The organism is Arthrobacter sp. Soil761 (assembly GCF_001428325.1).
In the GTDB taxonomy this organism is placed as follows: domain Bacteria; phylum Actinomycetota; class Actinomycetes; order Actinomycetales; family Micrococcaceae; genus Arthrobacter.
The window spans coordinates 469,085-481,040 of record NZ_LMSF01000029.1 but is presented as its reverse complement, the minus strand read 5'-3'; the positions used below and the strand labels follow the sequence as shown (position 1 = coordinate 481,040).

Sequence of the window (11,956 nt, the reverse complement as noted above, 5' to 3'; positions counted from 1 at the left end):
GCGCAGCCCGGCAAGGTCATCAGCCCAGAACGGGCTGGTGGCGTCATTGATCCTCACCCAGGCCTTGCCGCCGCCGGTCAGCCAGTCGATCACGTTGGCGCGGGCCTGGTCTTTCTGGGACGGGTCCACCGCATCTTCAATATCCAGGATGATCGAATCGGCGCGGGAAACGGCCGACTGGTCGAACAGCTCCGGCTTCATGGCATTGACCAGCAGCCAGGAACGGGCGATCTCTGCGGGGATATTGCGTTCCGGCCTAACAGTTTCGGCGGCGATGGTAGACGTCATGCTTTCTACAGTATCCGCCCCGCAAGCGGCAAGGCGAAGAAATCGGCCAGCTTGTGAGGATCAATACGAACTAAACGGGATATGACTGTGTCTCCGGATAAATGCGGGCAGCAGAAAGGGCCGTTGTGACCTGCACAACGGCCCTTGCTGCTGCCCGGCTGGGAAGGGTCAGGGGATGTTGCTCCCCCGAGCCGTGACCCAGAGTTTGTACCAGTCGGCGCGGGTGAGGGCCTGCGCCACCCGGGCTGCGTCGCCGCAGGCCCGGATGCGGTCCGGGTTGACCGTCCCGATGACCGGCGCGATTCCGGCCGGGTGCTTCATCAGCCAGCCCAGCAGGACACCCTCGCCGGAGGTGCCGTACTCCCCCGCAAGCCCCGCCACGAGTTCGGCCGTTGCCGCATCGGCTGAGGTGGGACTGTCCGGTTCGGCGCCGGTGTAGACGCCGCGGGCCAGGGCGCCGTACGCCTGCAGGGTGATGTTGTTCCGGGTGCAATACTCAAGCGTCCCGTGCGGGAAGCTGTAGTCCAGGTGCTCCGGGTGGTTGACCAGGACCTGGCTTTCCAGCCATGCCCGCTTGAGCAGGCTCATTTCCAGCTGGTTGGCAACCACCGGGGTCTCCAGCCGGTCCTGCAGCGCCTCGATCTGCGCTGCGGACATGTTGGACACGCCCAGTTGCCGGACCTTGCCTTCGTCCATGAGCTGCCCGACGGCGGAGGCCACCTCCGCGGGGTCCGCCAGGGGGTCCGGGCGGTGCAGCAGGAGGATGTCCACGTAGTCCGTCCGGAGCCGTTCCAGGCTGCCGTTGACCCGTTCCAGGATGGCGTCCCGGCTCAGGTCGTAGTGGGTCTGAAGGCCGCGTTCGTTCAGCCGGATGCCGCATTTGGTCTGCAGCCGGATCCGTTCCCGCAGACCTGGAGTGGCGGCCAGGACCTCGCCGAACACCGCCTCGGACTTGCCGCTGCGGTAGATGTCCGCGTGGTCGAACAGGGTGATCCCGGTGTCCAGGGCGGCCTGGACGGCAACGGCGGCCTGGTCCACATGGTGGCTGCCATGTGGTTCGTCAGACCAGCTGCCGCCCAGTCCCATGCATCCGTAGATGACCTCCTGCATCAGGCCCGCCCACGCCGGCGGTTCACGCCCATCAGCGCAACCACGCGGTGGTGTTGGCCGGCAGCTTGCCATCCTCCAGCGGGCCGCTGCTGACCAGCACCTTGCCGGCCGGAAGGTCGACGGCGGTGTTCCCGAAGTTGGTCACGGACTGCCACCCGTTGGGGCGCTTGAAGTGCAAGACGTCCGGGTTGCCGTTGTCAACCCATTCGAGGTCCTCGTCCGTCTGCAGTTCACGGCGGAGCTTCAGGGCCTCGCGGTAGAGCTCCAGGGTGGAACCTTCGGTGCCGTCCTGGGCCTCCACGGCGTACTTGCTGAACCAATCCGGCTGCGGCAGGTGGGAGCCGCCGTCGCCGAAGCCGAAGGAGGTGCCTTCCACCTTCCAGGGCAGCGGCACGCGGCAGCCGTCGCGGCCAATCTCCACGCCTTTGTTGCGATAGAAGGACGGGTCCTGCCGTTCCGATTCGGGAATCTCGGCCACTTCCTGCAGGCCCAGTTCCTCGCCCTGGTACAGGTACGCGGAGCCGGGAACGGCGAGCATCAGGAGGGTGGCGGCCCGCGCACGGCGCTCGCCCAGTTCAACGTCCAGCTGGTCCTTGGGGCCGCCGGCCAGCAGCCAGTCCTTGCCGTCCTGGCCCTTGGCGCCGGCCTTTTCCTTGGCCACCTGCGGCAGCCCGTAGCGGGTGGCGTGCCGTACCACGTCGTGGTTGGAGAACACCCACGTGGAGGAGGCGCCGGTGGCGGCAGCCTCGGCCAGGTTGCGGGTGATGATCTCCTTGAACTCGGCGGCGTCGAAGTCGGCCTGCAGCAGGTCGAAGTTGAACGCCTGTCCCAGGCCCTGGGGGCTGGCATAGCGGGCACGCCTGGTGGCGTGCACCCAGGCTTCGGCGACGGCGGTGCGCGGCGGGTTGTACTCGTTGAACACCTCGCGCCATTCGGCGTAGATCTCGTGCACTTCGTCGCGGTCCCAGAACGGGTGCGTCCCGTCGTCGAATCCGTCCACTCCGGTGTTGGCGGCGCTCAGTTCCAGCTTGGAGAGCAGCGGCTCGGTGAGGTCCTTGGTGAGGGCGTGGGCAACGTCGACGCGGAAACCGTCCACGCCGCGGTCGGACCAGAACCGCAGCGTCTTCAGGAAGTCAACCCGGATTTCGCGGTTGGACCAGTTCAGGTCCGGCTGCTCCTTGGCGAAGATGTGCATGTACCACTGGCCCGGGGTGCCGTCCGGTTCGGTGATGCGCTCCCAGGCGGGGCCGCCGAACACAGAGTCCCAGTCCGACGGCGGGAACTCGCCGTTGGGGCCCTTGCCGTCACGGAAGATGTAGCGGTCGCGGGCCGGCGAACCCTTCGGCGAGGCCAGCGCTTCCTGGAACCACTTGTGCCGGTTGGAGGAGTGGTTGGGGACAATGTCCGCAATCAGCTTGATGCCGGCTTCGTGGAGGGCCTTGGCCATCTCGTCGAAGTCGTCCAGGGTGCCCAGCTTGGGATCCACGTCGCGGTAGTCGTCAACGTCGTAGCCGCCGTCGGCGAGCGCGGAGGGGTAGAACGGGCTCAGCCAGACGGCGTCGATGCCCAGCGACTTCAGGTACGGGACCTTGGCGGTGATGCCCTTCAGGTCACCGATGCCGTCGCCGTTGGAGTCGGCAAAGCTGCGCGGGTAGATCTGGTATACGGAGGCCTGGCGCCACCAGTTGGGGTCGGCCGGACGGTCGGAGTCGGACAGGGTTGCCAGCGTGGCAGTGGTGGACAAGGGGTGGTCCTTTTCTTTGCAGCAGGTACATTTATATTGAATCTAAATTTACTTCCCCAAGTATTATCTGGTGCTTTGCTCAGGAAGGTCAACAGCATGCCTGAACTGGTTCCGGCGACTCCCCAGTTGCTGCGGCGGGTCAGTGCCGGCGCGGTCCTCGAATTCCTCCGCGCCTCGGCCGCGGTGACCGTCACGGACGTCATGGCCGCCACTGGCCTGACCCGCGCCACCACCATCGCCGTCTGCGAGGACCTGGTCCGGCGCGGCTGGGTCCTGGAACGGGAAAACCAGCGCGAGTTCGGCGGGTACCACAAGGGCCGCCCCGCCCGCCGGTTCGAACTCAACGAGCGCGCAGGCGTGGTCCTGGGCATGGACATCGGCTATTCAAAGGTCACCGTGGTGGTTTCCGACCTCCGGGGCAAGACATTGGGACGGTCCAGCCGACCTTTCCATGCGGGGGACGTTGGTTCCCGGGAACGCATAGCCTTCATCGACGGCGTAGCCCAGGCGGCCCTGCGGTCCGCAGGAACGGAGCCCGGCCGGGTGCTGGCCGTCTGCGCCGGAGTTGCCGCACCCGTGGACCGGCACGGGGAGGTGGTGGCCACGCAGAAGTTCTGGGGGCTGTTCGACCTGGGACTGGGGGCGGCCCTCAAGGAAACCCGGGGCTGGACGGTGCTGCTGGAAAACGACGCCAACCTTGCGGCCCTGGGCGAACGCTGGCAGGGGGCGGCCGCGGGAATTGACGACGTGGTGGTGATCCTGGCCAGCGAACGGCTGGGTTCGGGCATCGTAGAGGGCGGCCGGCTGGTCCACGGAACGCGGGGCAGCGCCGGGGAGCTGGCGTACCTGGACCTGGTGGAAGGCGTGGGCGACACCTACGGCATCGCCCACCTGGCGCGGACCTGGGCCGCCGAAGCCCTGGCCACCCCGGTCCCCACCGCCCTCCGCTCCGTCCCCCACGGGCGGTTGGAAGCTGAGCAGGTCTTTGCGGCGGCGGAACAGGGCGACGCCGTGGCTCTTGGCATCATGGACCGGCTGGCGGACAGGATGGCACGGGTGGTGGGAACCGTAGCCACCCTGCTCAATCCGGAGCTGGTGGTGATCGGCGGCGGGGTGGCCGATTCCGCGGGCGTACTCCTTGCACCCATCAGCGAGCGCCTGAAAGACTTCACCGCGACCCCCGCGCGGGTGGCGGTCTCCCCGCTGGGCGACTCAATCGTCACGGTGGGTGCCGTGCGCTGCGCCCTGGACTACGTGGAGCAGAATTCCCTGGACCTGGAGCTGGACCTGGAGCTGGCCGCGCCGGTCGCCCCGGCATAACCGAGGCCACGCGCCCCTTGCCCGCCGGGGTCTACGCGCCCGGTTCCAGGGCCGCTGCCACCGGCAGCGTGCCGTCGCGGAACTCGATGGTCCGGCCTGCGGTCTGGGGCAGGTCCAGCACCGCCGCGGCCACGATCGCCGTGTTGGCACGTGACGTGTCACGGTCCCCATCCGGGGACGGGTCCACGTCGATCAGCCCGGTCCCCGGCTTGTCGGTCAGTGCCCCGGGGCCCAGGATGGTCCACGCCAGCCCGCTGCCGCGCAGGTACTCGTCAGCGGCCGCCTTGGCTTCGGCGTAGGCGAAGAAACTGTTGTCTTCCGGCACTCCGTGGTCCTTGCCCGCAGCGAAGTAGGACACCATCACGTACCGGTCCACCCCTGCCTGGGCCGCCGCATCCATGGAGCGGATGGCAGCGTCCCTGTCCACCGCGTAGGTGCGGCCGGGGTTGCCGCCGCCAGCCCCGGCGGACCAGACCACGGCGTCATGCCCGGCCAGGGCATCGGCGATGGTCGCCGTCGTGGCATTTTCCACGTCCAGGACGGACGGCGTGGCGCCAGTGGCGGCGACGTCGTCCGCATGGTCCGGATTGCGGATGAACGAGGTGACGGAGTGGCCCTCGCCGGTGAGGAGCTGGGACAGGATGAGGGCCACTTTCCCGTGGCCGCCGATGATGGCGATGCGTGTCATGCACCCATTCTGCCGTCTAGGCAAGACATCCGTAGCGCAGGTACACCACGCCGTTTCCGAACGGGCGTTCCTCCAGCAGTTCCAGCCGGGCCTCCAGTCCGTCCGGCAGGAAGCGCAGGCCGCCGCCCACGGCAACCGGGGTGATGAAGAACTGGCATTCGTCCACCAGGCCGGCGTTGAGGGCGTGTGCCGCCAGCGTGGGGCCGCCGATGCTGATGTTCCTGTCCGTGCCGGCCTTCATGTCCCGCACCGTCTCCGGGCGGAACTGCCGCTCCAGCCTGGTGCGGGGCGTGGCAGCGATGGCCAGCGTCGTCGAGTACACCACCTTGTCCGCCCCCTGCCAGATCCGGGCATAGTCCTGGATCACCGAAGGATCCCCGGACGTGCCCATGGTTTCCCAGACAGACATCACCTGGTACATCCGCCGCCCCAGGAGGTAGGTGCCCACATCCCGCTCCAGGTCGTTGATGAAACCGTGGACCTCCGCATCCGGCGCGGACCAGTTGAAGTTGCCGTCCTTGTCTGCCGTGTAGCCGTCGAGGGACATGATTGCGGAGTAGATCAGCTTCGCCATGGCCCCATTCTGCCGCCGGATATCAGGCCCGCATAGGCCTTCGCGACACCAGGAACTGCTGGCCCAGCGTCCAGAGGTTGGAAACCGTCCAGTAGACCAGGACTCCGATGGGGAAGAAGATCCCGCCCACGCCGAAGACCACGGGCAGGACGTACAGCAGGACTTGCTGCTGGCGCATCAGGAGACTGTCGCTGTCCTGGCCGTCCATGGTCCGTGCGGCCACAAGTTTCTGCGTCAGGAATTGGCTGGCGATCATCACCAGGATCATTACGACGGCGAGCACAGCCACGGCAGCCGGGTCGCCTGCGCCGTGCAGCAGGGAGGCGGACAGAGGTGCCCCGAAGATGCTGGAGGAATCGAACTGGACCACCTGGTCGTGTCCCATCACGCCCATGCCTTCGCCCTGCCGCGAGGCGTTGGAAATTCCGGACAGCACCTGGAAAAGCGCCAGGAAGAACGGTGCCTGGATCAACAGCGGCAGGCACGCAGAGAACGGGTTGGTGCCGTGCTTTTTGTAAAGGGCCATCTGTTCCTGGGCCATGGCCTGCCGGGACGCAGGGTCTGTCCTGCCTTTGTACCTGTCCTGGAGCTCCTTCAGGTCCGGCTGCAGGAGCCGCATCCTGCGCTGGGCCCTCACCTGGGCCAGGAACACCGGGATTAGTGCTGCGCGGATGACCAGGACCAGCCCGATGATGGACAGCGTCCAGGTCCAGCCGCCCGCCGCCGGCATGCCCACGGCGGCCAGCCCGTCGTGGAAAGCCACCATGACGGCGGACACCAGCCACCGGAACGGCTCCATCACCGCCGTGAAAAAGTCCACCGATCCCCCGTCCGCCAATTGCTGCCAAGCTACTGCGGATCCGGGAAACAAGAAAGCCCCCGGAATCTCACGGATTCCGGGGGCTTGACCGCCGAAGACAGGTATTGGTGTGGGGAAGGCCAAGGGGGCAGACAGGACGTTCAGCGGCCCCTCGGCCCCGTGTGTGGGACATGCGGGATGAATCTTCAGCCTGTTTGGACGAAAAGGAAGAGGAAGGCCGCACCCATGGCTAAGCCGATCCACATGCTGATCAGGCGTGTCTTCTTGTACTGCCTGGTTTTGCCCCGCTGGTCTGCCATGAGCCACTGATCGTACAGCACCAGCGAGGCCACGATAATCGCGGCAGAAATCGATAAGTAGGTGAACGACATGGCTCAATCTCGACCTGCGGGGCCTACAGAGCGTCACGCCCTTCAGTTTCTGATTTCACCCGATAGTGCCGCGCACGGCTCAGGATGATCCCAAGCCTGCTCACGCAGGCGATGACCAGAACCGTGCCTGTTGCCGCGAAAAAAATATCGACCCCGGTCCAGCCTTCCCAATCGAACCGCACCAGGGTTGGAATAAGCAGGCATAAGCCGAGGATGAAGCCCCACCAAGGCAGAATCCAGCCCTCGTGCCCGTCAGATGACGTAGTGCCCATGCTTCCACCTTCCCAATAGGGCGTCCACGGAGCTTCCTGGTGTGGTGAGGCGGGCGGCCGCCGTAAGGAGCCACCCGCCTCGTCCAGCAGCTGGGGAGTCAAAGCCAGCGGCTGGGTACTTTATCTACAGGCCAAGCAGCCTGTTGTGCCCTGACGGGCCCTAATATGGCGTGACATATGCCACTTTTCTGCTCAGTCCAACCTAATAGTAAGCATGCTGAGCAGTCAACACCGGCCGCTTAGATAAGTGCCTTGAAGTCGAGACGCCGCTAGAGATGGATGGACTTGCAGCAAACAGAAAAGCCCCCGGGATCCATGGATCCCGGGGGCTTAGCCTGTAGCGGTGGGGAGGCTCGATCTCCCGACCTCACGATTATGAGTCGTGCGCTCTAACCAACTGAGCTACACCGCCACGAATGAGAAAAACCTGCGTCAAGCCGGTCAAACCGCCTTGACGCAGGCCCTCATTCAGAGCCCCCCACCGGAATCGATCCGGTGACCTCGTTCTTACCAAGAACGCGCTCTACCACTGAGCTAGGGGGGCAACGAGTAAATACTCTACCGGAAGATTTACCCACCAACAAATCGGCGCCCGGAGCCCCTTCCGGACGGTCGGGCAAGTGCTTTTCCGGGCTGCGGAAGCGTGTTTTTCCGCGGAATTCCGGGGCTGGAGGGGTGATGGGAAGCAGGGCGGACGACGGCGGCAGGCGCCTTCCCAGGGCCCCTCGCCACCGTGCCGAAGCCCGAATGTGGCGAGTCCCACACCCGTGCGGTTAAACGCCGATGGGCCGGCTCGAAAGCCGGCCCATCGCCGTCGTCAATTCCTCAACGCCGGGGGTTTACCACTTGCCCTTGCGGTTGAAGTCGCGGTGCCCGCCCTCGCTGCCGCTGCGGGGCTTGCGGGAGCCGTCGCCGTGGCCGCCGAAGCGGGAGTCGCCCGACTGGCCGCGGTCGCTGAAGGAGCGCTCGCTGTACGAACGGCCGCCGCGGTCAGCGGAGGACCGCTCGCCGTCGTTCTTGCGGAATTCCTTCTTGAACCCGCCGTTGCCCTTGAAGTTGCCTCCCCGGTCGCCGCCGCGGCTGCCCTGGTAGGCGCCGCGGTCACCGGACGGCTTGCGGCCGTTGTCCAGTTCGAGGTGGATCAGCTCGCCGCCGATCCGCGTGCGGGACAGGGCCTTCAGCTGGTCGGGGCTCAGGTCCGCGGGCAGCTCCACCAGGGAGTGGTCCGAGCGGATGTCGATGCCGCCGATCTGCGCGGAGGAGATGCCGCCTTCGTTGGCAATGGCGCCCACGATGGAGCCGGGCATGACGCGCTGGCGGCGTCCCACCGCGATCCGGTAGGTGGCATTGCCCTCGGTCAGCGCACGGGTCGGCCCACGTGAGCCGAAGCCGTCCTTGGAGCGCTCGCGCTTCTGGAATTCAGGAGCGGCAGGCAGTTCCTTGACCAGCAGCGGCTGCCCGCCCTGCGCCATCACGGCAAGGGCGGCAGCGATTTCTGCTGCGGGAACGTTGTGCTCCTCCTCGTAGGAGGCGATGAGGTCCCGGAACGCCGCGACGTCCTCGGAGGCGAGGGTCTCGGTGATGCGCTCGGCGAACTTGCCCAGGCGCAGCGTGTTGACGGTCTCGGCCGTGGGCAGGTGCATCTGCTCCACCGGCTGGCGGGTGGCCTTTTCGATGGAACGCAGCAGGTACTTCTCCCGCGGCGTCATGAACAGGATGGCGTCACCGGAACGGCCTGCACGGCCGGTACGGCCGATGCGGTGCACGTAGGACTCGGTGTCGTGCGGGATGTCGTAGTTGATGACGTGGCTGATGCGTTCCACGTCAAGGCCACGGGCGGCGACGTCGGTGGCCACCAGGATGTCGATGCGGCCTTCCTTCAGCGCGTCGACGGTCCGCTCGCGCTGCTGCTGCGGGATGTCACCGTTGATGGCGGCGGCCTGGAAACCGCGGGACTTCAGCTTGTCAGCAAGGTCCTCGGTGGCCATCTTGGTGCGCACGAAGGCGATGACGCCGTCGAAGTCTTCCACCTCGAGGATGCGGGTCATGGCGTCGAGCTTGTGCGGGCCCATGACCTGCAGGTACCGCTGGCGGGTGTTGGCGCCGGTGGTGGTCTTGGACTTGACTGAGATCTCGGCGGGATCGTTCAGGTACTGCTTGGACATGCGGCGGATCTGGCTCGGCATGGTGGCGGAGAACAGTGCCACCTGGCGGTCCGAAGGCGTCTGCTGGAAGATCTGCTCAACGTCCTCGGCGAAGCCCATGCGCAGCATCTCGTCGGCCTCGTCCAGCACCAGGTACTGGAGTTCGGACAGGTCCAGGGAACCCTTGGAGATGTGGTCGATCACGCGGCCGGGGGTACCAACAACCACCTGGGCGCCGCGGCGCAGGCCGGCCAGCTGGGGCCCGTAGGCGGAGCCGCCGTAGACGGGCAGGACGGTGAAGTCGTCGATGTGCTTGGCGTAGGAGGTGAAGGCCTCGGCCACCTGGAGGGCCAGCTCGCGGGTGGGTGCCAGGACCAGGGCCTGGGTCTTGCGGGACGGGCCGTTGAGGTCGTGGAGCTCGGCCAGGCGGGACAGTGCCGGTACTGCGAATGCTGCAGTCTTACCGGTGCCGGTCTGGGCGAGGCCCACGACGTCGCGGCCTTCAAGCAGCAGCGGGATGGTTGCTGCCTGGATGGGGGAAGGCTTTTCGTAGCCAACGTCCTGCAGGGCGGCCAGGACGCGGCCGTCGATGCCAAGGTCGGCGAACTTCACGGTGTTTTCTTCTGCCTCAGCGGCAGGGGCGTCCGCAGCGGCAGGAGCCTCGGCGGCGGGAGCGGTTGCAGGAGCCTCGGCGGCGGGAGCCACGGGGGCATCCTCAACAACGGCGGTGGTTTCGTTCTGGTTTTCGGGCATAGGGGGATATTCCTCATCCATAGGGGGCCAGGCGGCACTACCCGAGGTGAGCGGAGCCGCAGTACGCGTGCCGATGATGCCGGGCAAACGTTGACCGGCCGGTCACAGAAGTCCGGCGCTTTCGCAATCCCGTGGCAGGACTTCGCGCTGCATCTCTTGGCTGCTATCCCAGCAGTCTGTACAGCGTTTTCTTTAGCCGGCTCTCCCTATGAAAATGCCCGCATCGCTTGTGCGGGCCCCAACACTTGCCAGTCCTGCCTCAAAAATTGGGCAGGAATAAGGGATTTCCGGAGTGGGGGATATTTCAAGTGTAAGGTACGGACGCCATTGACCGCCAATTCAATGCCCGACGGCGGCGGTGAGCTTGCGCACACAGCCCGCCCCGGGCAGGGATGCTACTGCCCCAGCCGCCGCAGCAGCAGCCCAAACTTTGTGTGGTATTCGTCCTGGAGCCGGATCTCGCCGTCGGCCTCTGCACTGCGGAGCGCCTCGATGACCTCCGCGTCCGGCTCACTGAACCACTGGCCGATCGTGATGCCGTGGCGCGGCACGAAGGTCCGCTGGATGGGGTCGCCGGCGCGGATGCTGCCGGTGCGGATGACGCGCAGGTAGGTCCCCACCCGCCCCTCCTCGGTGAACCGCTTCACCCACTGCGGTTCCTTCATCCGGCGCTGGAACGTGGCGCAGGGGACGCGCGGGGAGGTGACCTCAAGTTCGACGTCGGCCCCCACCTTCCAGCGCTCCCCGATGACGGCGTGGGTGGCTTCGATGCCGGCCACCCGCAGGTTCTCGCCAAACATGCCCGGCGGCAGTTCGCGTCCCAGGGTGCGCGCCCAGAAGTCGGCGTCGGCCTGGGAATAGGCGTAGACGGCCTGGTCCTCTCCGCCGTGGTGCACCCGGTTGGCCTGGATGTCTCCGCGCAGGCCCAGCTTGTGGACCTTCACCGGACCGTCCGCCGGGCGCTTGTCGATGGCCGTCACGCCAACGTTTCCCTGGTCCGCGATGAGCTGGTGGACGCGGCAGACAGCAAGGACAGAACCAGATTCCATGGCATCCAGTCTAGGGTTCCCGCGCCCTGGCTCCCTGCGGCGCGGGGATGGGCAGTTCCCCCCTGCCGTCGAGCGCGGTTTTACTCGCAGCCGGCCTGCCCAGGGATTACGCTGATCCGAGGATTGCAATTGGGGGTGCAGCGCTGTGCCCAATTCACGTGGACAACTGAAGGGGACGCTGTGGATTCAAACACCATGGACCCGAACGAGGATCCCAGCAAGGAGCCGGACAACGCTTCCGAAGTGGAGCACGGCGCGGCCGGCCGGCCGCAACCGGGAACCGGCAGCAGCACCGCCAAGCCTCCGCCCTGGCAGGTCCCCAAGCCGGACCTGCGCCCCGAACTCCTCAATGAGCCCGTCACCCCTGTCGACCCGTTCGCGCGGGAGCGGGAAAAGCAGCTCAATGACGCGGCCGCACGGAAGAAGCGTTCCCAGCGGCGCACCGTGGTGGTGGGCCTGGGCGTGACAGCCCTCCTGGCCGGGACCATCACAGCCGTGGTGGCCAGCAATGAGGATGATCCCGAGTACGCGCAGGTGTGCTTCAACGACGAAACCGGCGAGCGCGTGGCGGACACCAACTGCGATAGCTCTGCGGGCCGCGGGGGCGGCATCTACGCCTGGTACTTCTACTCCCGCGGGGCAAGTGTTCCGCCCATTGGCCAGAACCGGTCCACCGCGCCCAACTACACGCGGACCGTCCCCAGCGGCGCAAAAGCCTCCACGGGGTACAGCAGCCAGGGCGGCACGGTCAGCCGCGGCGGCTTCGGCTCCAGCGCCAAGAGCGGCTCAAGCGGTGGCGGCGGCAAGGTTTCGGGGGGCTGAC

General features: G+C 66.5%; 12 protein-coding genes and 2 tRNA genes. 2 read left to right on the top strand and 12 right to left on the bottom strand.

Features of this window, described 5'->3' with window-relative positions; translation table 11 throughout:
* The 3 genes from ASG79_RS18655 to ASG79_RS18645 form a co-directional block, all read right to left on the bottom strand.
* Nucleotides 1–288 (bottom strand): aldolase/citrate lyase family protein (locus ASG79_RS18655; protein ID WP_235509857.1); only part of this gene is annotated, 288 nt, incomplete at its 3' end.
* Between the two features lie 168 nt (nt 289–456).
* Nucleotides 457–1,398, bottom strand: coding sequence for an aldo/keto reductase (locus ASG79_RS18650; protein ID WP_056393094.1), 942 nt, complete (start codon nt 1,396–1,398; stop codon nt 457–459).
* Nucleotides 1,399–1,429: 31 nt separating this feature from the next.
* On the bottom strand, nt 1,430–3,142 hold the full coding sequence (locus tag ASG79_RS18645; RefSeq protein WP_056393093.1) for a glycoside hydrolase family 13 protein: 1,713 nt from the start codon (nt 3,140–3,142) through the stop codon (nt 1,430–1,432).
* 96 nt (nt 3,143–3,238) lie between these two features.
* On the opposite strand from ASG79_RS18645, the gene ASG79_RS18640 reads away from it, so the two are divergent.
* A complete protein-coding gene (locus tag ASG79_RS18640) occupies nt 3,239–4,462 on the top strand; it encodes an ROK family transcriptional regulator (protein WP_056393088.1) in 1,224 nt (407 codons plus the stop codon).
* Nucleotides 4,463–4,493: 31 nt separating this feature from the next.
* On the opposite strand, the gene ASG79_RS18635 is transcribed toward ASG79_RS18640, so the two are convergent.
* The 9 genes from ASG79_RS18635 to ASG79_RS18595 form a co-directional block, all read right to left on the bottom strand.
* On the bottom strand, nt 4,494–5,150 hold the full coding sequence (locus ASG79_RS18635; RefSeq protein WP_056393086.1) for an SDR family oxidoreductase: 657 nt from the start codon (nt 5,148–5,150) through the stop codon (nt 4,494–4,496).
* A 16-nt stretch (nt 5,151–5,166) separates the two neighbouring features.
* A complete protein-coding gene (locus tag ASG79_RS18630; RefSeq protein ID WP_056393084.1) occupies nt 5,167–5,724 on the bottom strand; it encodes a dihydrofolate reductase family protein in 558 nt (185 codons plus the stop codon).
* Nucleotides 5,725–5,746: 22 nt separating this feature from the next.
* Nucleotides 5,747–6,544: a membrane protein insertase YidC gene (gene yidC, locus ASG79_RS18625; protein WP_082581828.1), complete on the bottom strand. Its 798-nt coding sequence runs from the start codon at nt 6,542–6,544 to the stop codon at nt 5,747–5,749.
* A 185-nt stretch (nt 6,545–6,729) separates the two neighbouring features.
* Nucleotides 6,730–6,915: a hypothetical protein gene (locus ASG79_RS18620; RefSeq protein ID WP_056393082.1), complete on the bottom strand. Its 186-nt coding sequence runs from the start codon at nt 6,913–6,915 to the stop codon at nt 6,730–6,732.
* Between the two features lie 23 nt (nt 6,916–6,938).
* Nucleotides 6,939–7,187, bottom strand: coding sequence for a hypothetical protein (locus ASG79_RS18615; RefSeq protein ID WP_056393080.1), 249 nt, complete (start codon nt 7,185–7,187; stop codon nt 6,939–6,941).
* A gap of 338 nt (nt 7,188–7,525) precedes the next feature.
* Nucleotides 7,526–7,599 (bottom strand) — tRNA-Met (locus tag ASG79_RS18610).
* Nucleotides 7,600–7,659: 60 nt separating this feature from the next.
* Nucleotides 7,660–7,731: transfer RNA gene (locus tag ASG79_RS18605), tRNA-Thr, on the bottom strand.
* A gap of 295 nt (nt 7,732–8,026) precedes the next feature.
* Nucleotides 8,027–10,084 (bottom strand): DEAD/DEAH box helicase, encoded by a 2,058-nt coding sequence (locus tag ASG79_RS18600; protein ID WP_018769068.1) that lies wholly within the window; start codon nt 10,082–10,084, stop codon nt 8,027–8,029.
* A 395-nt stretch (nt 10,085–10,479) separates the two neighbouring features.
* A complete protein-coding gene (locus tag ASG79_RS18595) occupies nt 10,480–11,133 on the bottom strand; it encodes an MOSC domain-containing protein (protein WP_056393075.1) in 654 nt (217 codons plus the stop codon).
* 180 nt (nt 11,134–11,313) lie between these two features.
* Here ASG79_RS18595 and ASG79_RS18590 point away from each other — a divergent pair, with 180 nt between their 5' ends.
* Complete coding sequence (locus ASG79_RS18590; protein ID WP_156400237.1) at nt 11,314–11,955, top strand: Tat pathway signal protein; 642 nt, start codon at nt 11,314–11,316, stop codon at nt 11,953–11,955.
* Nucleotide 11,956 lies beyond the last annotated feature (1 nt).

Coding starts and splice junctions, on each gene's coding strand:
- ASG79_RS18650 (WP_056393094.1), bottom strand. CDS start 1,398: ATGCAGGAGGTCATCTACGGATGCATGGGACTGGGCGGCAGCTGGTCT.
- ASG79_RS18640 (WP_056393088.1), top strand. CDS start 3,239: ATGCCTGAACTGGTTCCGGCGACTCCCCAGTTGCTGCGGCGGGTCAGT.
- ASG79_RS18635 (WP_056393086.1), bottom strand. CDS start 5,150: ATGACACGCATCGCCATCATCGGCGGCCACGGGAAAGTGGCCCTCATC.
- ASG79_RS18630 (WP_056393084.1), bottom strand. CDS start 5,724: ATGGCGAAGCTGATCTACTCCGCAATCATGTCCCTCGACGGCTACACG.
- ASG79_RS18620 (WP_056393082.1), bottom strand. CDS start 6,915: ATGTCGTTCACCTACTTATCGATTTCTGCCGCGATTATCGTGGCCTCG.
- ASG79_RS18615 (WP_056393080.1), bottom strand. CDS start 7,187: ATGGGCACTACGTCATCTGACGGGCACGAGGGCTGGATTCTGCCTTGG.
- ASG79_RS18600 (WP_018769068.1), bottom strand. CDS start 10,084: ATGCCCGAAAACCAGAACGAAACCACCGCCGTTGTTGAGGATGCCCCC.
- ASG79_RS18595 (WP_056393075.1), bottom strand. CDS start 11,133: ATGGAATCTGGTTCTGTCCTTGCTGTCTGCCGCGTCCACCAGCTCATC.